The following is a 19047-nucleotide window of genomic DNA, read 5'->3' as shown; positions in this document are numbered from 1 at the left end:
TCGGCGTCACAAACGAGGTGGTCCATGACCGGTATGCGGAACGCATCGAGCGAGGTCATGCGTCGCGCCGTCGATCAGTTGCCCTCGATGATCGGATACTGGGACAGCTCGCTGCGGAATGTGTACGCCAACCAGGTGTATGCGGATTACTTCGGTATCGAACCTCGGGATTTGGTCGGTAAGCACCTCAGCGAACTGCTCGGCGAGGCTCTCTTTCAGTTGAACGAGCCGTACATCACCGGCGTCCTCGCGGGCGAGCAGCAGCAATTCGACCGGACCCTCATCGACGTCAACGGTGCCGTGCGCGTCACTCAGGCAACCTATGTGCCCGATATCGTCGACGGTGTCGTCGTCGGGTTCACCGCGTTGGTCGTCGATGTCAGCGCGCGCGCAGAGGTCGAACGCGAGCGCGATCGCGCGATCCGGCTGTTCCAGAACGTCATGGAGAACGCCCCGATCGGCAAAGCGGTGATGACCCGTGACGGACGATGGCTCCAGGTGAACAAGGCCCTGTGCGAACTACTCGGCTACACCGCAGAAGAATTGCGGCAGAAAACGTTTCGAGACATCACCCATCCCGACGACATTCCCCTCGCCGACGAACACCTCAAGGGACTGGCCGAAGGGACGCTGACGAACGTGGCGTCGGAGAAGCGATACATCCGCAAGGACGGTGCCACCATCTGGGTACAGCGAAACGCGACCGTGGTGCGTGACGACGAATCCGGCGACGTCATCATCGCGCAGATCCAGGACATCACCGCCCGCAAAGCCGCCGAGGCGTCGCTCGAACGCCAGGTGCTGATCGACGACCTGACGGCGTTGGGTAATCGACGACGACTGATGGCCGAGCTGGATGCGCTGAAGGAATCGGTCGGCGAACGTCCGGTCGGAATGCTCTTCGTGGACATCGATTCCTTCAAATCCATCAACGATCGGTTCGGTCACGCGGTGGGGGACCGGGTACTCCAGGCAATCGGCCGTCGCATCCTGGACAACACCCGCGCTCGAGACATCGCCTGCCGCATCGGCGGTGACGAATTCGTAGCCCTGCTGCACTCCGCCAGATCTGCCGAGGGAGTCGAGCGCCTTGCCAACCGGGTTCGTGGCCTCCTCGCCGGCCCCTACGACATCGACGGCACTGTCGTCCCGGTCTCGGTGAGCGTCGGATGGAGTTGGGAACCGACCACCGACCCGGACGAATTACTACGCATCGCAGACGAGCGAATGTACTCGTCCAAGCGCGCCTGAGATCTGGATCAATGTGGGTTTCAGTCGGTCGGAGTGCAAGAGAGTCGCATTGATCCGGTGGATCGGGCCGGGCTGGGGAATTTCACAGCCGTGTCGGCCGTGCACCCAGTGGCGGCGCGGGGGTGGGCCCGCGGTGCTTACGTGACTCGACTCGATACGCGATGTAGAGATACAGGACGCCGGTGATGGCACCGCCCAGGCAGCTTGCAGCGATATCGAGCGCGGTGGAGCCCGAGGTGATCGTCAAGTGCATCAGGAGGAAGCCGATACCGACTGCGGGGACGAGGGCAAGCGCATTGATGTAATCGGCTCGGGTTGCGCCGCACTTCTTGCTCAGAGCCCCGGTCACGACCCACTCGCGAAATGGCTTCTGCATCTCGGCCTCCGACCTTGTGCGGTCCACTTTGCCCGTTTTCTCCACGGTACCTGATAGTTCGCGGCGCTGACTATGTCATGGGAGGGTGCAGGTATGCGTGCTCTGGTGTTTCTCGCGGTCCTTGCGATCGTGTACACATGGCCGCTGTTCGGAAGCAGCCCCGGCCAGTGGTCTGCCCTGTTCCAGGGCGTCATGATCGGCGCGATAGTCAGCACCGCGGTGACTCCCGCGAAATGGAAGGCGATCCGACGCATCAGAAGTCGACTTGTTGGGTCGTACAGTCCACCCAGGTCCTCGCGGCGATGAAATCGGGTGCAGCTGACCGCGCTCAGCGCGGCTGGCTGCACCGGATTCGATCGAGAGTAGCGACTATCTCGGCGATCACGTGGTCCATGCGTTCGGTCAGGTCGACCCAGGTGTAGCGAAGGATCGTCCAGCTCTGAATGATGTCGTTCTGCCTGATCCGATCCTGATGGAACGCGTCGTGATCGGAGTGAAATGCCCAGCCGTCGATTTCGATCACCACCATCTCGGCGAGGAACGCGAAGTCGAGTTCGTATCCGCCCCATCGATAGTTGACCACCCAGCCGCCGATCTTGCGGGCCCGGAACTCTCGAATCAAGAGACGCTCTCCCTCGGAGCGTGCACCGTTCGCTGCGACTTTCAGCAGCCGCTTCGCTTCGGGAGCGCCGGTGCGACCTGGGTTTCGTGCATCTGCCCGCTGCAATCGCTCGAGGTCGGTGTGTCGCTGAAGTGCCCGATCCATGATGTGCGCCTTACCTATCGACGCTTCCAGAACAGTGAGTTCGAGAGACGTGACACGAAGTCCGCGCCGCTCGACGATGTCCTTGTTGTGAACGTCGCGGCGACGTAGTCGGCAGCCCTCGGCGCGGCTTCGACCCCTACGCGGAGCGGTGACCTCGATGATGCTCGGCACGTCGGAGATCACCCCGTGCCAGAAGGCAGCGGCTTCCCCGCTGAGTGCAGCGTTCGGTCCTGCACCCCACACAGCGCACCGAATGCGTGCGTCCGCAGTGAATGGGCGGTCCACGACGAAGTACACCCCGCGATGAATTGTTCGCCACGCACCCGCGCGAACCGAGCGATCCACAGCGTCGCCACTCAGACCGCAGAGTGCCGCCTGCGCGCGAGTGATCACGCCGTCGTGCTGTGCCAGCCATTCATCGAGCATGTCCACTTGGACGTTGACTGCGCCGAAGCGGTTCCACAAAGCGAATCGGGTGCAGTGAACCGCGCTCAGCGCGGCTGGGTGCACCGAATTCAATCGAGGTGAAGCTGTGTGTTTGAGTCATTCGCATGAATTGGGTCGCCAAGGAGCTCGGTCTGGCTGCGACCGTTGGCGCGGGCACGGCTGCGGTGCTCATCTGGCCAATCGTCGACGGTCGGTGGTGGGACCTGACCCTCCCCATCGTCGTCGGTGGCGCGTTCGGACTGGCTGTGGGCCTGTTCGCTGTCGCCGGTGGACACTACGCAGCTCGGACTGCAGCGTTCTGGCCACCGCGGACTCGCAATCGGTGGAGACATCGATTCGCGCTGTGCTCGGCAGCGGCCGTGATGCTCTCGGTTGGCGGACTGTTCGCATGGACCAAGGCGGGCTCGGGGAATGCATCTCTGGATCCGGAGTACTTGCTAGTGCTCGGAATACTGACGTCGGTGAGCTATGCCTTCGCGTACGTTCTCGCGCCTTCGACAGCGATCGATGTGGACCGCTGACTCGGCTTGCCACCGTCCGAGCATGCATTCGATCTTCGAGTGACTGCTTCTCTACCAGTTCCGTCCGCTTCTCGTTTTTCAATGCTCGACCTGGAGTGCGCTTGATGCTGCCGAGTGTTGCGGATGGTCAACGGCTCGGGGTCGACAGGCGTCGATTGTGGGACGAGGTGACAGCGATGACCGGAAGTGCAACTGCAGCAATGAGAGTCATACCTCCGGCCACCATGGACGGCGTCGCCGCACGGTAATCCCACATCGAGTCGAGCACGATCCAAGCGCCGACGGCAGACACTGCTTGTGCTCCCACCCGCCGCTGCGTGACGTCCTTCGATGGCGCAACCGCGAACTTGCCCCACGTCATGGGTATTCGATGCCCTTCGTTGACTCGTGCAAGGCGCAGCGTCGCATCGGTCATCATCACCGCACCGAGTGCCGCGACCACAAGACCCAAAAACAACATGCTCAGTACGTTACGCAACGGCTGCGCTTCAGGTTTGTCCCCAGGTCTATCGATCTGCAGGATGTGGTCAGCGAGGTGCCGGACTCCGCTGAGGAGTGCCCATGTCTGGTGCAGTTGGATGTATCCGCGCGCCAGGCGGTGATGGCCTGCGGAGCCCGCTGCTGGGCAAAATCGGGTGCAGCTAGCCGCGCTCAGCGCGGTCAGTTGCACCCGATTCGACCTCCAATTGCTTCAGCCCGCATAGCGTCGCTGCAACAGTCAGTGGCCTTGGGAGTAGATGAACAGCGACGACTGTCGTGCGTTCCTGGTGAGCAGGACGGTCACGGGGTCTGCCGTTCCCCTTGTGGGACGCGAGGTGGACAGCATCTCGGGTTCGCAGGTCAAGCCCAGTGCAGTCCAGTTGCTCGTCGATGCAGCGGCGCACGTCACCGGTTGCAGTGGCGGATAGGAAGGGTTCGCCGCCGATAGCGCTGTGTCGTCGCCGGCCTCGCTGGGCGCGTCGAATCGGGCCCGCCACGCGGGCTGGCCGACGAACTCCGTGTGGGTGAAGGCCTGAACGAACTCGAAGCCACTCGGCACGTCGAAAGCTATGTCCTGCAGACCACGCGACACTTCTTCTTCATTCATGGACCTGCGTTCGCCGGGCTCGAACGAACTGCACGACGCGGTGAGAACGACGACCAAACCGATGAGCCAGAACCGACACAGTCCCGCCGACGAACTCATCTCGCCGCACGGCTCGATGATTGTCGCGGGATCAATGTGGGAAGTGCCTTCTTCAGCGGAGTCGAGCCGTCGTCGCCGTTGAGTAGTATTTCCATTGCGGTTCGGGCGATTTGGTCGAATGCGGTGCGAACCGAGGTCAGGGGAACCGGCAACAGTTGCGCGAGCGGGATGTCGTTGTAGCCGACCAGTGAAAGGTCCTCTCCGACAGCCAGATTGTGTCGATGCGCTGCCGACAACACTCCGAGGGCGAGGTTGTCGTTGGCTGCGAACACGGCGGTGGGACGGCCTGAGCCGTCGAGCAGATCGTGTCCTGCGCTTGCCCCGGCTTCGATTCCGTAGCCGGTCTCGATCGTCCACTCCGGGCGTGGTTGCAGGCCGGCTTCGGCAAATGCCCTGTGCGCGCCCGCCAGACGACCGACAGCACTGGACGTGAACAGAGGGCCTGTCAGCACTGCGATGTCGGCGTGGCCGAGATCGATGAGGTGACGAACCGCGAGATATCCACCGGTCTCGTCGTCGCCGATCGAGGACGGGCTCTTTCCGTCGGTTCTCAGCACCAGTACGTGTGGAATTCCGTTCTCGCGCAGGTGACTGGGGAGGGGATCGTCGGTGCGACTCGTGGCGAGAACGACCCCATCGACATTGCGCTCCAGAAGCGACTGCGCGGCGTTCCATTCGTCGGTGGGATCGTCGCCGCTCGTCGCGACGACGGCGTGGTAGCCCTCCCTGCCCGCTGCCCGGTCGATGGCCTCGAACATCAGCGCCATCACGGTGTCCGAGAGGCGCGGGACCAGGACGCCGATGGTGGCGGTGGCACCGCGTCGTAGATTCGACGCGAACGTGTTGCGCCGGTATCCGAGATGCTCGGCAATTTCGCGCACCCGTACGGCCGTCGCGGATCGGGACGGTGCGACGCGGTCGTCGAGCACACGGCTGACGGTCGAGATGCTGACCCCGGCAGCCTTGGCGACGTCACGCAGTGTGACCGCGTCTGTGCGCTCCGTCGAGAGCCCACTTCGGGTGGAACGCATGTGCAGTTCCTGACTGTTCGTTGAATCTCCTGGTACGGCCGAACTTACAGATCGCCAGCCTGCGGCGCATGCAAACGTCCCAGGAACGTTTGCATGCGCACCATGCGATGCCTGTCACCCCCGATCTTCAAAGTGATGGTTGACACATCGGCGGCGAGCGGTTTAGCGTGATGCAAACGTTCCCGACAACGTTCCCATCAGAATCTCGAGAAGGACGACAACATGAATTCACTCGATCTCCGCGGACTCAGCCCAGCACCGATCACGCCGTTCACTCGCGATGGTGAGGTCGACTACGACGCGATCCAGCGCCTCGGTTCCTGGCTCGGCAGCGTCGACGGCGTCAAGAGTCTCGTCGTCCTCGGTCACGCGGGTGAAGGCACATTCCTCACCCAGGCCGAGCAGGCCAAGGTGATCGGTGCCTTCCGCGATTCGGTCGACGGAAAGCTTCCGATCATCGCCGGCATCACCGGGGAAGGAACTGCCGTATCCGTCGAAGAAGCCAAGCGTGCGGTCGACGCCGGTGCATCTGCCGGACTGGTGTACCCGTCGCACGGTTGGCTGCGTTTCGGCTACCAGGACGGCGCACCGCAGGATCGGTACCGCGCACTGTACGAAGGATCGGGCTTGCCTCTGATCCTGTTCCAGTACCCGGACGTCACCAAGGCGACGTACAACCTCGACACCCAGCTCGAAATTGCCGCTCAGGAGGGCGTTTTCGCAACCAAGAACGGCGTTCGGAACATGCGCCGTTGGGACCGTGAGATCCCGGTTCTACGTAGGGAGAACCCGGACCTGCAGATCCTCAGCTGCCACGACGAATACCTGCTGCACACCATGTTCGACGTCGACGGCCTCCTCGTCGGCTACGGCGGCCTGGCTCCCGAACCCCTCGTCGAGCTCATTGCCGCAGGCAAGGCCAAGGACTACCCGGCCGCACGCGCCATCCACGACCGTCTGCTGCCCGTCACCGCCAACGTCTATCACCGCGGATCTCACATGGAGGGCACCGTCGCGCTCAAGGAAGGCCTGGTCCATCGCGGCATCCTCGAGCACGCCACCGTCCGCTCGCCGCTGCTGCCACTCGCCGCAGGCGCTCACGAAGAGATCGCGGCGGCACTCGATTCCGCGAACCTCGGTTCGGTAGTACCCGCGCTGGTCTGAGTTCCTTCGCAGGGACAGACCGCGTCAGATCACTCGGTCGGCATCGGTGGCCATCTTCGTCCGGCCATCGATGCCGCACACCGACCTTCGCTCGTACTTTTCGTATCCGCTCCCCACCGCGTCGAGCCGAGGGCACACTGCCTCTAGTAGCGAGTACGGAGCGTCACCAGAAAGGCTCGTCATGAGTCAACCCCGCACGACCCCAGTGGCACCAGCCGCGTCCACCATCACCGCTGATGGACCGCCTGCCATGTCGAGTCGATGGAAGACAGTCCTGAGCACGCTGGCCATGGCGGGTCCCGCCTTCATCGCCGGCGCCTGGCAATTCGGCCCCGGCAACCTGGCCAGTGCGGTCGAGGCCGGTAGCAAGTACGGCTACGCGTTGATCTGGGTCGTCGTGCTCTCGACGGTGTTCATGCTCGTGTACGCCGATATGAGCGTGCGTCTGGGAATACGGACGCCGACGTCGTTGATCAGTTCGGTCAAAGACATCCTCGGACACCGCGTCGGCGTCGCTGCCGGCTTCGGGGTCTTCATCATCACCCTGTGCTTCTCGGTCGGCAATGCCGTCGGATCCGGACTCGGGCTGTCGATGGTATTCGGCGGATCCCCGTTGATCTGGACGATTGCCTGCACGGCATTCGTGGCGCTGATCCTGTTGTTTCGCAACGTCTATCGCATAGTCGAGCGAGTGCTGCTCGTCATCGTCGGACTCCTCGGTGCCGCCTTCATCATCAGCGCGGTCATCGCGAAGCCGGACTGGTACATGGCTCTCGACGGCGTGATGCCCAGCGCCCCTTCGGGAAGCTTGCTGCTCATCGTCGCGCTCGTCGGCACCAACTTCTCACTCAACGCAGCGTTCTTCACCTCGTACGGCATCCACGAACGGGGCCGGACCAGAGGCGAATACCGTCAAACCTCCATTGCCGACACGATTCCCGGCATCGTCGCCCCCGGCATCATGACAGCGCTCGTCATCGTCGTGGCCGCTGCGGTACTCGAGAGCCAGAATGCCGAAGCGACCAGCTTGGTCGGACTGGCGAAAATATTCGAACCCATTGCAGGTCCGATCGGTTCGACCATCTTCGCCCTCGGACTGTCGGGAGCGGCCTTCTCCTCGATGGTGGCCAATGCCACGGCCGGAGGAACCATGCTCTCCGACGCGTTGGGCCGGGGAGCATCGCCCGGTACCCCTACGGCGAAGGTGACCTGCGCTGCAATCCTGGCGTTCGGTTTGGCGATCACCATCATGTTCACCTCGTCGCCGATCCAACTGATCATCGTCGCCCAGGCTCTGACCGTGCTGGTGGCCCCATTCCTCGGCTTCTTGCTCTACGTCATGAGCAACAATCGCCAACTGATGGGAGACCTCCGAAACACGTGGTGGAAGAACGCACTCGGTGTCCTCGGATTCCTCTCCATCCTGTCGCTCTCCGGTGTGCTGGTCTACGAACTTATGACTCGCTAGACCACGCGTCGCAATCGTCCCGGGCGGAAGTTCTCACGAACTCCTGCCCGGGACTTTTCTCTACCTCAACGCCACCGATCGCGGTGGGTGTGTCGTGACGAACTGTCCGGCTATCGAACCCACGAGCGCGATTCCGAAGCCGACGCACTGAACCCCGGTCATGCTCTGTCCCAGCACTATCCATCCGATGACTGCTGCAGTCAGCGGACTCAGCACGCCGAGGAGTGTGACATTGGCACTGGGGAGAGCGCGGGCACCGCGAAACCACAGTGAGTAGGCCAACGCGCCGCCCACCACTGCGAGCCAGGTGTAGCCGATTGCAGCCTCGGCATCCAGTGCCCACTGCCCTTCGTCGACGATCGGAATCAGTGGCGAGATGACCACTCCGCCGATAATCAGTTGCCACGCAGTGGAATTGAGCGGGCTGTTATCGGGTGGCACACCCCAGCGCTTGGTGAGGGCGACACCGATTGCCATGCTGACGGCTCCGACCACTGCGGCGGCGAGGCCGATGGCATCGAGTCGGATCGTTCCGGACACAGCCGTCAGCGCAACCCCGACGACGGCCAGCGCGGACCATCCAACCTGGACGGGCCGCGTTCGTCCCCAACCGAAGATCACCGATATCGCCACGATCACAAGCGGCTGCGAGGACCCCACGACGGCGGCAATTCCACCGGGTAGCCGGTAGGCCGCCACGAACAGCATCGGAAAGAACAACCCGATGTTGAGTACACCGAGGGTCGCGGTCTTCAGTCTCCATCCCTTTGCGGGAATGCCCGGAGCGATGAGCAGCAGAAGGAGCCCCGCGGGTACCGCGCGCAGCACGCTGGCGGTCATCGGCCGGTCGGGAGGAAGGAGTTCGGTGGTCACCAGGTAAGTCGTGCCCCAGAGGATGGGAGCGAGTGCGGCAGCGGCCGTCAATCCGAGAGTCGAGGGGGCGACGTCGGGCGCGCGGAGGCGTCGAGCATCGGTTGGGTGTGTCTGCATGCGAGGTGTACGCATCGGGAGCTCATCTCTGGTGCGCTGTCAGTAGATGTCTTAACGTTGAACTATCTAGCATTGAACGGTAGGACGAACGTGGCAGAATGTCAAACAATTGAGCGCTGAAGTATTGAAGGGTGGTTGGCTCGATGTCGAACGAGACACTCGACGCAGTGGATCGGATCGTCCAGCAGTGGCGGGCCGAGCGACCTGATGTGGATGTCGACCCGATGGAGGTCATCGGCCGTATCAGCCGTGCGGCGTCCGTACTGGACAGGCGCACGCAGGCTGTACTGGCCGAATTCGGTTTGCAACCAGGCGAATTCGATCTCATCGCAACGCTCCGGCGCGCCGGGTCTCCGCATCGTCTCACCGTCGGGCAGTTGCTGGACAGCGCGATGGTGACGTCGGGTGCCGTTACGCACCGTTTGAATCGGTTGACCGACAAGGGATTGGTCGAACGCGAGATCGACCCCACCAATCGTCGGGTGGTCATAGTGCAATTGACGCAGGCCGGGATCGCGGCAGTGGATGCCGCGCTACCCGCTCACGTGGCCAACGAGGAAGCTCTGCTCGGATCGTTGAATCCGGATGAGCGACGCCAACTTGCAGGCCTGTTGAAACGACTTCTTCTCGATCTCGGATAGCTGCGCCACTGACACCGTCTCTTCCGCATCCAAGCAGACTGTGGTACTTGTTGTTCCATGAACTCATTCGACACGTCGAAAGGCGCATGAGCGCCCGTAGTCACACCACCGTCGGTTTCGAAACGCCGAGGTGCAGAACATGAAGCTTGCCGAGGCCCTCGCTGAACGAGGGGAACTGATCAAGCGCACCGAACATCTGAACGTTCGGATTCTGGCGAACGCCCGCCATCAGGACGGTGAATCACCGGCCGAAGATGCGTCGATTCTGTTGTTGGAGTACACAACTGTGCTCGACCGTCTCGAGGTCCTCATTCGCAGGATCAACCGGACGAACAGCGCCGCGACGATGCGGGACGGAACAATTACCGACGCACTCGCGTCCCGTGACGTGCTGCGGATGCGTCACAGGGCGATCTCCGCAGCAGCGGACGCCGCGTCGGGACGTGAGCAGGAGCGTCGGTACGGTCCGCGACAGCTGCGGTCGGAGTTGGTGTATGTCGCAGCCCTTCCGGTCGCCGAATTGCGCTCTACTGCAGACGATATCGCCAGACAGATCCGGCTGGTGGATCTGGAGATCCAACGCATGAACTGGGAATTCGACCTGATCGAGTAGTGAATCGGTTGCCGGGTAGTAGGTAGTTTTCGTTCGAGGCGAGCACGTGCCGCGGCCGGCGGTTTTCCGGTCCTTCTCCCGCGTGGTGAGCAGCGTCCCGGGTATTCACCCGTTCACAGTGCAGCTCAGTACAATTCACGGAGTACGGCGCACACCGCACAGTGCACTACCGTGTGCTGATCGAACGAGAACGAGGGTGGGTAAGGGGCCACCCGGCATTGTGGTCTCGACGACTTTCGGAGGTTAGCCTGAACAGCATGAACGCACCGCCGATACGCCTCGAACGGCCTGCTCTGATCGTCGTCGACGTGCAGGCTGGATTCGACGATTCCGAATTCTGGGGCCCGCGGGACAATCCGTCGTGCGAAGCCAATATTGCTGCGCTTCTACGGGTGTGGAGGTCGAAGGCGTGGCCGATCGTGTTCGTTCGACACGACTCCGACAACCCGGTGTCGCCATTGTCTCCTACCGGTGCGGGGCATGCGTTCAAAGACGTCATCGAAGGAGCTCCGGATCTGCTGATCAGCAAACGGGTCAATTCGAGCTTCTACGGCACGCCGGATCTCGACGCCTGGCTACGCGCAGAGGGCATCGACCAGGTGGTGATCTGCGGGATCACCACCAATCACTGTTGCGAGACCACCGCGCGCATGGCGGGCAATCTCGGTTACGACACCTACTTCGTCATCGACGCCACACACACCTTCGATCGCCTCGCACTCGACGGAACCACGGTGCCCGCGGCGACGTTGTCGGCCATGACTGCGACAAACCTGCACGGGGAATTCGCGACTGTCGTCGTGACGGAGGATTTGCTTTCGAGCTTCTAGCCGAGCCGTTTGATACCGTTCGGTATGGTGAATCGGCGGACGACTGCAGGTCTGGCAGGACCCATCGTGTTGCTGTACCTGGGTTACTTCGCGTCGGTCCCGATACTCGAGGCCTTTTTTCGCGGGTTGTTCGAGCCGCGGCTGAACTGGGCCGAGATCGGTTGGAGTGGAACGATTGTGTTCGCATTCATGGTCGTTGCAGGACTGATTGCGTGCGTAACTGCGATACGGATTCTTGTCGACTCGCCGCGCTTTCCGGGCATCGTAGCGACCTCGGGTTCGTCCATCGGCCGAAAAATCGATTTGCTGGGTGTCACTCTCATCGGGTTTACAGTCGTCGTGATCTCGCTGATGGGCGAGGGACTGGCACTCGGCTTCTTCGCCCCCATCGTTACCGGATGGTTGTGTGTCAACACGATTCGCAACTACAGATCGCTGTCCAAGTCGGGTCGAGCTGCAACGGAGCAGTGATCCGTGAACACGGTACTTGCGCTCTTGCTGATGGTCGGAGTTTGCGCGTTCGCATACGGCGCTGCAGTCGGCTTTCGAGGAAAGGCGCTCCACGTCGACTACTACGGCCGCGACGTGCCGGACCGAGTGAAGACCACGCCGCACCTGCGTGCACGGGCGAACAGGATATTCGTGGTCTGCGGCGTCGCTGCCGCTACTTTGCTGCTGGCTCCACTGTTTTGGATCTTCACCGACTTCCAACGCGACAGAACGACGTGGGAGTTACTCGGTCTGGCGGGCTATGTCTTCATCGTCGTACTCGTGGGCAGCTACCCGTTCGCAAAAATCAAGAGTCTGTGATCATTCGGCCTTCGCTCAGGTTGGTTCAGGACCTATCAGTGACTCGACTGTCTCGCTCTCGGAAATCGATCAAGACTACGTGAAGGCCGGTGCCGAGTCCGGATAGAGCACTGTGAATCGAGGCCACCGTTCGGGTCCAGCACGGGTCGAACAACGATCTGGACGCGCTCGTCGAGTCAGGGGCCGAAACGGTTCAGCTGAGTCAAGCGGGCACTGTCAGAACCGGCCGACCGCAGTGTCGAGCAAGGTTGTCGGCTGCGGACTCGCCGCCCAATCTGCGTAGTACCGAACCGAAACCGCCGCCGGACGCACCCAGGACAATCATCGACGCGTCGTACTTCCGTCCGAATGATTCCAGTGCGCCGCCGGGAGTTCCGTAGACCGCATCGTAGGTCCATGGAACGTCGGCTCGGTCGAGTGCCTCGGTTGCACGTTCACGTTCGCGCCCTGCCTGGGCCTCGGTGTCCTCTTCGTACGTCTCCGAGTCGGGGTCGACGGGTGTGTCGGCTAGGTCGATCACGTGTACGACATGCACCGATCCTCCGATCCCCGATGCGAACTGCAGCGACCACGTCAGTGCGTGATGCGAGATGTCGCCGCCGTCGTAACCGACCACCAGCGGGCACTTGTGGGTATGGGGACCACCGTCCGGTCCGTCGATGTGCTCTACCGCGCTGCGTCGGTGGTGGTCTGAACCGGACATCATTGCCTCCTCGAATCGTGCACTGCAGAACGAACATGCGCCCTCATCAGATGTACGCCGTCGCGATCATCGCGACACCGACGACCGCAGTGGTGGCGAGCGCCGTGCCGATGGCGTTGGACGCGGCGAGCCCGTAGCGGCGGCGTTCGAGCAGGCGGATGGTCTCCACACTTGCGGTGCTGAAAGTGGTGAAACCACCGCAGAACCCGACACCGATAATTGCCTGCACCTGGTCAGGTGCAGACCGAAACATCACCAACCCCGCCACGATGCCGAGTACGGCCGATCCGGTGACGTTGATCAGCACTGTGGCGTAGGGGAATTCGGTCTTCAGTCGCGTTCGGATGACGCCGTCGAGCACGAATCTGCTCACTGCCCCGGCACTTCCGGCGAGAACGACCCACAGTGCGATCATCGCTTGTCCTCCGTGTGGGCACCGAACCGTTGCGCGAGAACTATGCCTGCCCCGGCTGCGAACGTACCGACGACCACACTGACGGTCATGTACAACGCGGCCGCCAACACCCGGTGATCTTGCAGCAGTTCCACGGTCTCGAGAGCAAAGGAGCTGTAGGTGGTGTACGAGCCGAGTACCCCGGTGCCGATACACAATCGGATTCGGCGTCGCCAGCCCTCGTCAGGGCCGGAGAGCGCAAGACGCTCCAACAGCATCCCGAGGACGAAAGCTCCGGTGAGGTTGATGACGAGAGTGGTAAAAGGGAACGGACCCGAATTGGGCGGATACGCGGTCTCGGCCGCGTATCGAACACCGGTACCTACCAGGCCGCCGAGGGCTACGGCCGCAATAGCGGCTGGTTGGGCATGCACTGGGCGGGAAGGGGCCGGGCTGTCGGGGTCGACCGGCAGGGACCCATCGGCGGTAGCGCCGTGCGTCTCGTGGAAATTGTTCATCAACCTGCTCCCTATCTGCGGACATGCGAGTGCCGAGACAGGGACTGTTGTCGGTCCGAAGACCGAGGTTCGGTTACGGCGAGCCCCACCGCCGCTGCGCGCACCGGCGCATGATCATGATGGCACACCGTGGTGCGGCTCCGCCGCAGTGGCGTGATCAGGTGCCCTGGGTGGCACTCGACCGCACCACTGCCGAAGGCACTGGGCCGTCGTAGCGAGCGATCGGGCGAATGATCTTGCTGTCATGTGACTGCTCGACGATGTTGGCACACCACCCGACCATCCGACTGCAGGCGAAGGTGGGCGTGAACATCGACCGAGGAATTCCGCAGAGCTCCATCACGACACCGGCGTAGTACTCCACGTTGGCGTACAGCTTTCGATCCGGTTTCAGATCGGCGAGCGCAGCGGTGATGACCTTCTCGACCTGAACAGCCTTGTCGATGAGCTCCCCGCCCAACTCCTGCGCAGTTTCGCGCAGCATCACCGATCGGGGATCGTCGGTTCGGTACACCGGGTGCCCGAAGCCCATGATGCGTTCGCCTGCAGAGATTTTCGCTCGCGCCCAGGCGTCCGCGGAATCGACGTCGGCGATCTCGTCCAGCCCGTCGAGAGCGCGATCCGGGGCACCTCCGTGCAACGGACCAGCGAAGGCACCGATGGCAGCACACACTGCGGATGCGATGTCCGAACCTGTCGACGCCACAACTCGCGCAGTGAACGTCGACGCGTTGAACCCGTGATCGATCGTGGCGGTGAGATATCGATCGATCGCTCGGGCACGATCGGCGTCGGGCACCTGTCCGGTGATCATGAACAACCAGTTCTGCGCGGTGGTCAGATCCTCGCGCGGTTCCACGGGTTCTTTGCCGGTCCGAATCCTGTGTACGGCAGCCAGAATGGTCGGCGTCCTCGCGCACAGACGTAGCGCGGTCACACGCTTGTCCGATTCCGACGACTCGTAGAGGGGTAGTGCGCCTGCCAGCCCCGACAACACCGTCCGTAGCGCAAAGAGGGGTTGCTCGGGACCCGATTGCGCCACCGTTCTCACCGCAGCTGCCACGGCCTCCGGCAATATTCGCAGCGGTGCCACTGTACTCAGGAATTCGGCGCGCTCGAAATCGTCCGGCAGCCGACCTTCGACCATGAGGAACCACGCGTCCTCGAAGGTCAGGTGTAGCGCGATGTCGATCGCCGAGTACTGGCGGTAGTGATAGAAACCTTCGTCGCCGCGAACATCTCCGATGGATGTGGTGGTGACAACGACGTTGTGGAGCCCCCGTGGGGCATCGAGAACGGTCATGGCTGCACTCCTTTGCGCTGGTCAACCCCTACGATCCGCGCTAACGTTGATTATTGTCAATGTTGATCGAATCAATGTGAAAGGCGGACATGACGCACGCCGACGGTCGGAACATGCTCACCACCGCGCAGGCTGCCGCAAGGCTGGGGGTCAAGCCGGAAACGGTGTACGCGTACGTCAGCCGCGGTCTGCTGACCAGCACTCGACTGACCGGCGTGCGGGGGAGTGTGTTCGACGTAGACGAGGTGGAATCTCTCGCCGGACGCGACACCGCTCGGCGTACCGATATCGGTGCCGTGGAACGAATTCGAACTCGGATCACGCTGATCGACGACGGGCATCTGTACTACCGGGGGCGTGATGCGGTGGCGCTCAGCTCGCGTGCGTTCGAGTCGGTTGCACACTTCGTCTGGACGGGTGAATTGCTGGACGAAGTCCACTTCCACGCGGACTCCGTTGTGGTGCAACGATGCAGAGAAGCGACAAGGCTGGTGTCGCCGGATTGCCGGTCCATCGATCGGATCCGCATCGCCGTCGACATCGCGTCCACCTACCGACCGATGCGATTCGACACCGGGTCCACATCCGTCGTCCGCGAGGCAGGGCAGCTGCTGGCGACGGTCGCAGCAGCACTCGGTGGTGGTTCCTCGGAGCTTTCGGTTGTCGAATCGGTCTGGGCGGCAATCAAGTCCGACTCCTCGAATCCGAACGGTCTGGCGGTGCTGCAGGCCGCGCTCGTCCTGATGGCAGACCACGGTCTTGCTGCGTCGACGCTCGGAGTTCGGGTGGCAGCGAGCACCCGAGCCAATCTGTATTCGGCAGTCTCGGCGGGTCTGGGATGCATCGACGGCCCGCTGCACGGCTCCGCTGCCGATCCCGTGTATCGGTTCCTGACGATGGCGATCGACGATCCGATAGGCGCTCTCGCAACACAATTGAGGTCCGGGGAGCGGGTGCCCGGCTTCGGGCACGTCATCTACACCGACCGAGACCCGCGTGCCGAGGAACTACTGCGACTGCTTCGGGACCCGGCTCACGGTGCGGACGCCGTAGTGATCGCTGCAGCGGACACGATAATCGAGGAGGTGAGTAGCAGATTCGATACCTTTCCGAACTCGGATTTCGCTCTCGCCACGTTCACCCTCGCCTACGGGCTCGAGTCCGACACACCGGAGATGCTGTTCGCACTCGCCCGCATTGTCGGGTGGACGGCACACGCACTCGAGGAATACGACGAAGCGCCCCTTCGCTTTCGGGTTCCAGGCATCTACACGGGGACTCAACCGGGAACCTACTGAGGCGTCGGGCAGTCCAGTAATGCGAACGCAGCAAGCAGTTGGCGACGCGCGGCAGCGATCTCGGCTGTGTTGTCGGCCAGGTGATGCAGCAGAGCGCGCTGAAAGATGCCGTCGAGAAGGATGTAGGCCGAGGCGTTGTCGAGTGCGGGAGTGGAGCCGCGAAGTTCGCAGTAACGAGCGACCACGCGCCAGATCATGTCCTCGCGACGCGCCTCGATCTCGAGCACGTCGTTGCGGAACGAGCCGTCGAACAGGGCTTGATTGCGCAGGTCGTACCAGAGTCGATGGATGCCGGCGTCCTCGGCCAGAGTGGCGAAGTACTTCTCCTCGAAGTCCGCGTACAAGCCGGTGGCGTCGACGGCGTTGGCCACCACCTCGTCGTAGCGAGTGACACACATGGCCTCGTACTGGCGAACGGCGTGCGTGATGAGGTCGAGTTTGTCGGTGAAGTAGTAGTGCAGCACGCCGTGTGAGTACTCGGAATTCTGCGCGATCTCCCGCAGTGACGTGCGCGCGTAACCCAATTCGGCCAGCGTGTGCAGCGTCGCCTCGGCCAGTTCGGTGCGCTTGGCCTCGAACTTGTTGCGGGCTCGCTCTTCGATACGCGCGCGAGGATCAACGGTCTGGGTCATGTGCCGGGTCCTTTCCGCGCGTGGTCGTCACCTCAGTGTATGCCCGACGGCCGATCGGGGGATATCGGCGGCGGCCAGATATTGGTCGCTGAAAAAGGTGTGGGCGGCACCGCGCTGCTCGGATCCTATTGCGCTACAAAGGCTGCAGTCATCCAGGTCACCCGCGTCGCCACATTCGAAATGCGAGCATCGGGAGTGCGGGTGATTGCGGTGTGCCCCGGATTTGCCGACACTGCGATGGTCGACCGACTGGTCCCGGACTTCGAAGCCGCGACCCAGATTCCGTTCGGTGACCTGGTCGCCGCGAAGCAGGGACGACTGGGAACGCCAGAGGACATCGCGGAAGTGACGTTGTTCCTCGCCTCCGACCGGGCGTCGTGGATCACCGGAAGCCACTACATCCTGGACGGAGGACTGTCGGCGTCGCTCGTCTAGGTTCGGGAGCTCCCCGTCACCCGAGGGCGACGGGGAGCAACCCTCGGGGCGTCTCGGATGCGATGTCGGTCAGCGCTTCCTGCAGGTCGGGGTATCGGAACTCGAAACCGCTGCCTGTCAACACCTGTGGATCCACCCAACGGCTTTTCAAGACCAATTCTGCCTCCGTGCGAATCACCCGTGCCCCGAACTGAAGCAGCCATGTCGGTGTCGGCAACCCGCGGCTTCGGCCCAGAGTGCTCCTCACCTTCTGCATCAGCTCCTCGTTGGTCACCGGGAACGGCGTGGCTAAGTTCACCGGGCCGGAGATGCCTGTGTTGTCGTAGAGGTGATCGAGGATGCGTCCGACATCGGCGACGTGCACCCAACTGAACATCTGGCCGCCGTCGCCCATCGTGCCGCCGAGTCCGACTCGGGCCAGGTCGATGATCGGGTTGATCGCACCGCCGCCTGCACCCAGCACTATCGACATACGCAGCGCCACTTTGCGAATCGCCACATCGGCGTCGAACAGCTCACGCTCCCAGGCGCGGGCGACCTCGACGGAGAATCCCGACCCGATGTCGCCGGATTGTTCGTCCATCGGCCTGTCGCGCGAATCGCGATAAATGGTGCCCGTACTGGCGTTGACCCACAACTCGGGTGGGTTCTGGACCTGAGCCAAGGCACGCCCGAGTTGGGCCGTCGTCTGGATGCGCGATGACATGATCTCGTCCGCGTTCGCCTTGTTGTAGCGACAGCTCACCGAGCGGCCTGCGAGGTTGACGACCAGATCGGAACCGTCGAGCACGTCGACGAGGCCGCGATGGTCGGACCATGTGGCATCACTGGATGTTCCGCGCCCGACGGTTCTGACGCGAATGCCGCGATCTTCGTAAGAGCGATGCAGGTACCGGCCGATGTAGCCGGAGGCACCGCACACGACGACAGTCGATGGTGAATCAGTCACTGGTCCAACCCTTCTGGAGAGGTCATTCGTTTCAACAGGCCGGCCACGTCGGTGACCAACCCCCGCGCCACCGGGAGACGAGCGAGGCGTACGGCTTTGGCCACCACCGGTACGAGCCCGTCGACCAGGATGCGGGTGCGTGCCTGGTTGTCCGAGGAGTCGGTGACCCAATGGAGGGTGACACCCATGTAGATCATCCAGAGCAGCTGCGGAAGAACGTCTTTCAGAGAACCGGGAACCTTCTGTTTCGACGTCTCCAAGGTGGTTCGCATGAGGTCGATGGCCATGGACCTTGCGTCGGACGATTCTTCCGAGAACGGACTGGAACTGGACCGGGTGGGCAACGCCAACTGTAGGAACGATCCACCGAAGGCGTGATACGGCTCCATCACGTCCAGGCCGGAATGCAAGACGGCAGCAAGGTTTTCGGATAGTGATCCGCCGTCGACGAGGACGCGGAGTGCACGCTCGCGGTGATCGCGCTGGATCACCGTGTACAACTCGTTGACGAGTTCGTCCTTGCCGGCGAAGTAGTAGTAGGCATTCCCGAGCGAGACGCCCGCTTCGTCGGCGATGCGACGCATCGTGGTCGCTTGGAACCCTTCCTCACGAAAGAGGCGTAGAGCTACCTCGACCACCTTGTCGCGAGTCTCGGACGTGCGAGCCATCGATTCACCTCAATTCTGAACGTGTTCAAATTCGAACATAGACCTGCTTTTGA

25 protein-coding genes are annotated in these 19047 nt (G+C 62.5%); 11 read left to right on the top strand and 14 right to left on the bottom strand.

From position 1 onward, the window contains the following. The first annotated feature begins 24 nt into the window (after positions 1-24). The gene (locus CH291_RS06740; protein WP_179276455.1) at positions 25-1251 is read left to right on the top strand and encodes a GGDEF domain-containing protein; all 1227 of its coding nucleotides are present in this window, start codon (positions 25-27) and stop codon (positions 1249-1251) included. Positions 1252-1333: 82 nt separating this feature from the next. Here the strand turns inward: CH291_RS06740 and CH291_RS06735 are convergent, their stop codons facing one another. Next, on the bottom strand, positions 1334-1627 hold the full coding sequence (locus tag CH291_RS06735) for a hypothetical protein (protein ID WP_094686974.1): 294 nt from the start codon (positions 1625-1627) through the stop codon (positions 1334-1336). 328 nt (positions 1628-1955) lie between these two features. Continuing rightward, the gene (locus CH291_RS06730; protein WP_094687142.1) at positions 1956-2819 is read right to left on the bottom strand and encodes a type IV toxin-antitoxin system AbiEi family antitoxin domain-containing protein; all 864 of its coding nucleotides are present in this window, start codon (positions 2817-2819) and stop codon (positions 1956-1958) included. A 125-nt stretch (positions 2820-2944) separates the two neighbouring features. Between CH291_RS06730 and CH291_RS06725 the strand changes: the two genes are divergently transcribed. After that, positions 2945-3361 (top strand): hypothetical protein, encoded by a 417-nt coding sequence (locus CH291_RS06725; RefSeq protein ID WP_094686973.1) that lies wholly within the window; start codon positions 2945-2947, stop codon positions 3359-3361. A gap of 127 nt (positions 3362-3488) precedes the next feature. On the opposite strand, the gene CH291_RS06720 is transcribed toward CH291_RS06725, so the two are convergent. From CH291_RS06720 to CH291_RS06710, 3 genes are all read right to left on the bottom strand, one after another. After that, entirely contained in the window at positions 3489-3821 is a 333-nt protein-coding gene (locus tag CH291_RS06720) for a hypothetical protein (protein WP_143545887.1), read from the bottom strand. A gap of 258 nt (positions 3822-4079) precedes the next feature. Next, positions 4080-4547, bottom strand: coding sequence for a hypothetical protein (locus CH291_RS06715; RefSeq protein ID WP_094686971.1), 468 nt, complete (start codon positions 4545-4547; stop codon positions 4080-4082). Continuing rightward, positions 4544-5578, bottom strand: a complete 1035-nt coding sequence (locus tag CH291_RS06710; RefSeq protein WP_143545886.1) for a LacI family DNA-binding transcriptional regulator — start codon at positions 5576-5578, stop codon at positions 4544-4546. The genes CH291_RS06715 and CH291_RS06710 overlap by 4 nt, the downstream gene beginning before the upstream one ends. Before the next feature lie 222 nt (positions 5579-5800). Here CH291_RS06710 and CH291_RS06705 point away from each other — a divergent pair, with 222 nt between their 5' ends. Beyond that, positions 5801-6742: a dihydrodipicolinate synthase family protein gene (locus tag CH291_RS06705; protein ID WP_094686970.1), complete on the top strand. Its 942-nt coding sequence runs from the start codon at positions 5801-5803 to the stop codon at positions 6740-6742. A gap of 24 nt (positions 6743-6766) precedes the next feature. On the opposite strand, the gene CH291_RS26705 is transcribed toward CH291_RS06705, so the two are convergent. Next, positions 6767-6925, bottom strand: coding sequence for a hypothetical protein (locus CH291_RS26705; protein ID WP_179276454.1), 159 nt, complete (start codon positions 6923-6925; stop codon positions 6767-6769). A 67-nt stretch (positions 6926-6992) separates the two neighbouring features. Between CH291_RS26705 and CH291_RS06700 the strand changes: the two genes are divergently transcribed. Continuing rightward, positions 6993-8210: an Nramp family divalent metal transporter gene (locus CH291_RS06700; RefSeq protein WP_256980753.1), complete on the top strand. Its 1218-nt coding sequence runs from the start codon at positions 6993-6995 to the stop codon at positions 8208-8210. Positions 8211-8270: 60 nt separating this feature from the next. Here CH291_RS06700 and CH291_RS06695 read toward each other — a convergent pair whose 3' ends face one another. After that, positions 8271-9200, bottom strand: coding sequence for a DMT family transporter (locus tag CH291_RS06695; RefSeq protein ID WP_256980752.1), 930 nt, complete (start codon positions 9198-9200; stop codon positions 8271-8273). Positions 9201-9343: 143 nt separating this feature from the next. Between CH291_RS06695 and CH291_RS06690 the strand changes: the two genes are divergently transcribed. The 5 genes from CH291_RS06690 (at position 9344) to CH291_RS06670 (ending at position 12094) form a co-directional block, all read left to right on the top strand. Further along, complete coding sequence (locus tag CH291_RS06690) at positions 9344-9841, top strand: MarR family winged helix-turn-helix transcriptional regulator (protein WP_068055208.1); 498 nt, start codon at positions 9344-9346, stop codon at positions 9839-9841. A 139-nt stretch (positions 9842-9980) separates the two neighbouring features. Next, complete coding sequence (locus CH291_RS06685) at positions 9981-10454, top strand: DIP1984 family protein (RefSeq protein WP_094686968.1); 474 nt, start codon at positions 9981-9983, stop codon at positions 10452-10454. Between the two features lie 257 nt (positions 10455-10711). Beyond that, complete coding sequence (locus CH291_RS06680; RefSeq protein ID WP_094686967.1) at positions 10712-11284, top strand: cysteine hydrolase family protein; 573 nt, start codon at positions 10712-10714, stop codon at positions 11282-11284. A 27-nt stretch (positions 11285-11311) separates the two neighbouring features. Then, positions 11312-11755 carry a hypothetical protein gene (locus CH291_RS06675; protein WP_143545885.1) on the top strand — a complete coding sequence of 148 codons (444 nt, stop codon included), beginning with the start codon at positions 11312-11314 and terminating at the stop codon, positions 11753-11755. A gap of 3 nt (positions 11756-11758) precedes the next feature. Beyond that, positions 11759-12094 (top strand): hypothetical protein, encoded by a 336-nt coding sequence (locus CH291_RS06670; RefSeq protein WP_094670326.1) that lies wholly within the window; start codon positions 11759-11761, stop codon positions 12092-12094. 202 nt (positions 12095-12296) lie between these two features. Here CH291_RS06670 and CH291_RS06665 read toward each other — a convergent pair whose 3' ends face one another. The 4 genes from CH291_RS06665 to CH291_RS06650 form a co-directional block, all read right to left on the bottom strand. Then, positions 12297-12797 carry a universal stress protein gene (locus CH291_RS06665; protein WP_179272151.1) on the bottom strand — a complete coding sequence of 167 codons (501 nt, stop codon included), beginning with the start codon at positions 12795-12797 and terminating at the stop codon, positions 12297-12299. Positions 12798-12843: 46 nt separating this feature from the next. Beyond that, the gene (gene crcB / locus CH291_RS06660; protein WP_094686965.1) at positions 12844-13212 is read right to left on the bottom strand and encodes a fluoride efflux transporter CrcB; all 369 of its coding nucleotides are present in this window, start codon (positions 13210-13212) and stop codon (positions 12844-12846) included. Beyond that, the gene (gene crcB, locus CH291_RS06655) at positions 13209-13709 is read right to left on the bottom strand and encodes a fluoride efflux transporter CrcB (RefSeq protein WP_094686964.1); all 501 of its coding nucleotides are present in this window, start codon (positions 13707-13709) and stop codon (positions 13209-13211) included. The genes crcB (CH291_RS06660) and crcB (CH291_RS06655) overlap by 4 nt, the downstream gene beginning before the upstream one ends. A 157-nt stretch (positions 13710-13866) precedes the next feature. Next, positions 13867-15012 (bottom strand): citrate/2-methylcitrate synthase, encoded by a 1146-nt coding sequence (locus tag CH291_RS06650; RefSeq protein WP_094686963.1) that lies wholly within the window; start codon positions 15010-15012, stop codon positions 13867-13869. Positions 15013-15101: 89 nt separating this feature from the next. Between CH291_RS06650 and CH291_RS06645 the strand changes: the two genes are divergently transcribed. After that, a complete protein-coding gene (locus tag CH291_RS06645) occupies positions 15102-16310 on the top strand; it encodes a citrate synthase (RefSeq protein ID WP_094686962.1) in 1209 nt (402 codons plus the stop codon). Here the strand turns inward: CH291_RS06645 and CH291_RS06640 are convergent. Beyond that, complete coding sequence (locus CH291_RS06640; protein ID WP_068055190.1) at positions 16304-16942, bottom strand: TetR/AcrR family transcriptional regulator; 639 nt, start codon at positions 16940-16942, stop codon at positions 16304-16306. The genes CH291_RS06645 and CH291_RS06640 overlap by 7 nt on opposite strands. Before the next feature lie 39 nt (positions 16943-16981). Between CH291_RS06640 and CH291_RS06635 the strand changes: the two genes are divergently transcribed. Further along, positions 16982-17377, top strand: a complete 396-nt coding sequence (locus CH291_RS06635; protein ID WP_256980751.1) for an SDR family NAD(P)-dependent oxidoreductase — start codon at positions 16982-16984, stop codon at positions 17375-17377. A gap of 16 nt (positions 17378-17393) precedes the next feature. Here CH291_RS06635 and CH291_RS06630 read toward each other — a convergent pair whose 3' ends face one another. Then, on the bottom strand, positions 17394-18326 hold the full coding sequence (locus tag CH291_RS06630; RefSeq protein ID WP_094686961.1) for a TIGR01777 family oxidoreductase: 933 nt from the start codon (positions 18324-18326) through the stop codon (positions 17394-17396). Next, a complete protein-coding gene (locus CH291_RS06625; RefSeq protein WP_094686960.1) occupies positions 18323-18994 on the bottom strand; it encodes a TetR/AcrR family transcriptional regulator in 672 nt (223 codons plus the stop codon). The genes CH291_RS06630 and CH291_RS06625 overlap by 4 nt, the downstream gene beginning before the upstream one ends. Positions 18995-19047 lie beyond the last annotated feature (53 nt).

The organism is Rhodococcus sp. 14-1411-2a (genome assembly GCF_002259485.1).
Classification (GTDB): domain Bacteria; phylum Actinomycetota; class Actinomycetes; order Mycobacteriales; family Mycobacteriaceae; genus Rhodococcoides.
This window is presented reverse-complemented; position numbering and strand designations above follow the sequence as displayed.

What these genes read in the sequence shown, in the direction of transcription:
- CH291_RS26705 (WP_179276454.1), bottom strand. Translation starts at nt 6,925, where the DNA reads ATGACGAGCCTTTCTGGTGACGCTCCGTACTCGCTACTAGAGGCAGTG.
- CH291_RS06700 (WP_256980753.1), top strand. Translation starts at nt 6,993, where the DNA reads ATGTCGAGTCGATGGAAGACAGTCCTGAGCACGCTGGCCATGGCGGGT.
- CH291_RS06625 (WP_094686960.1), bottom strand. Translation starts at nt 18,994, where the DNA reads ATGGCTCGCACGTCCGAGACTCGCGACAAGGTGGTCGAGGTAGCTCTA.
- CH291_RS06725 (WP_094686973.1), top strand. Translation starts at nt 2,945, where the DNA reads ATGAATTGGGTCGCCAAGGAGCTCGGTCTGGCTGCGACCGTTGGCGCG.
- CH291_RS06685 (WP_094686968.1), top strand. Translation starts at nt 9,981, where the DNA reads ATGAAGCTTGCCGAGGCCCTCGCTGAACGAGGGGAACTGATCAAGCGC.
- CH291_RS06705 (WP_094686970.1), top strand. Translation starts at nt 5,801, where the DNA reads ATGAATTCACTCGATCTCCGCGGACTCAGCCCAGCACCGATCACGCCG.
- CH291_RS06740 (WP_179276455.1), top strand. Translation starts at nt 25, where the DNA reads ATGACCGGTATGCGGAACGCATCGAGCGAGGTCATGCGTCGCGCCGTC.
- CH291_RS06680 (WP_094686967.1), top strand. Translation starts at nt 10,712, where the DNA reads ATGAACGCACCGCCGATACGCCTCGAACGGCCTGCTCTGATCGTCGTC.
- CH291_RS06635 (WP_256980751.1), top strand. Translation starts at nt 16,982, where the DNA reads ATGCCCGACGGCCGATCGGGGGATATCGGCGGCGGCCAGATATTGGTC.
- CH291_RS06735 (WP_094686974.1), bottom strand. Translation starts at nt 1,627, where the DNA reads ATGCAGAAGCCATTTCGCGAGTGGGTCGTGACCGGGGCTCTGAGCAAG.
- CH291_RS06650 (WP_094686963.1), bottom strand. Translation starts at nt 15,012, where the DNA reads ATGACCGTTCTCGATGCCCCACGGGGGCTCCACAACGTCGTTGTCACC.
- CH291_RS06695 (WP_256980752.1), bottom strand. Translation starts at nt 9,200, where the DNA reads ATGCAGACACACCCAACCGATGCTCGACGCCTCCGCGCGCCCGACGTC.
- CH291_RS06665 (WP_179272151.1), bottom strand. Translation starts at nt 12,797, where the DNA reads ATGTCCGGTTCAGACCACCACCGACGCAGCGCGGTAGAGCACATCGAC.
- CH291_RS06640 (WP_068055190.1), bottom strand. Translation starts at nt 16,942, where the DNA reads ATGACCCAGACCGTTGATCCTCGCGCGCGTATCGAAGAGCGAGCCCGC.
- CH291_RS06720 (WP_143545887.1), bottom strand. Translation starts at nt 3,821, where the DNA reads ATGTTGTTTTTGGGTCTTGTGGTCGCGGCACTCGGTGCGGTGATGATG.
- CH291_RS06730 (WP_094687142.1), bottom strand. Translation starts at nt 2,819, where the DNA reads ATGCTCGATGAATGGCTGGCACAGCACGACGGCGTGATCACTCGCGCG.
- CH291_RS06710 (WP_143545886.1), bottom strand. Translation starts at nt 5,578, where the DNA reads ATGCGTTCCACCCGAAGTGGGCTCTCGACGGAGCGCACAGACGCGGTC.
- CH291_RS06645 (WP_094686962.1), top strand. Translation starts at nt 15,102, where the DNA reads ATGACGCACGCCGACGGTCGGAACATGCTCACCACCGCGCAGGCTGCC.
- crcB (WP_094686965.1), bottom strand. Translation starts at nt 13,212, where the DNA reads ATGATCGCACTGTGGGTCGTTCTCGCCGGAAGTGCCGGGGCAGTGAGC.
- CH291_RS06690 (WP_068055208.1), top strand. Translation starts at nt 9,344, where the DNA reads ATGTCGAACGAGACACTCGACGCAGTGGATCGGATCGTCCAGCAGTGG.
- crcB (WP_094686964.1), bottom strand. Translation starts at nt 13,709, where the DNA reads ATGAACAATTTCCACGAGACGCACGGCGCTACCGCCGATGGGTCCCTG.
- CH291_RS06715 (WP_094686971.1), bottom strand. Translation starts at nt 4,547, where the DNA reads ATGAGTTCGTCGGCGGGACTGTGTCGGTTCTGGCTCATCGGTTTGGTC.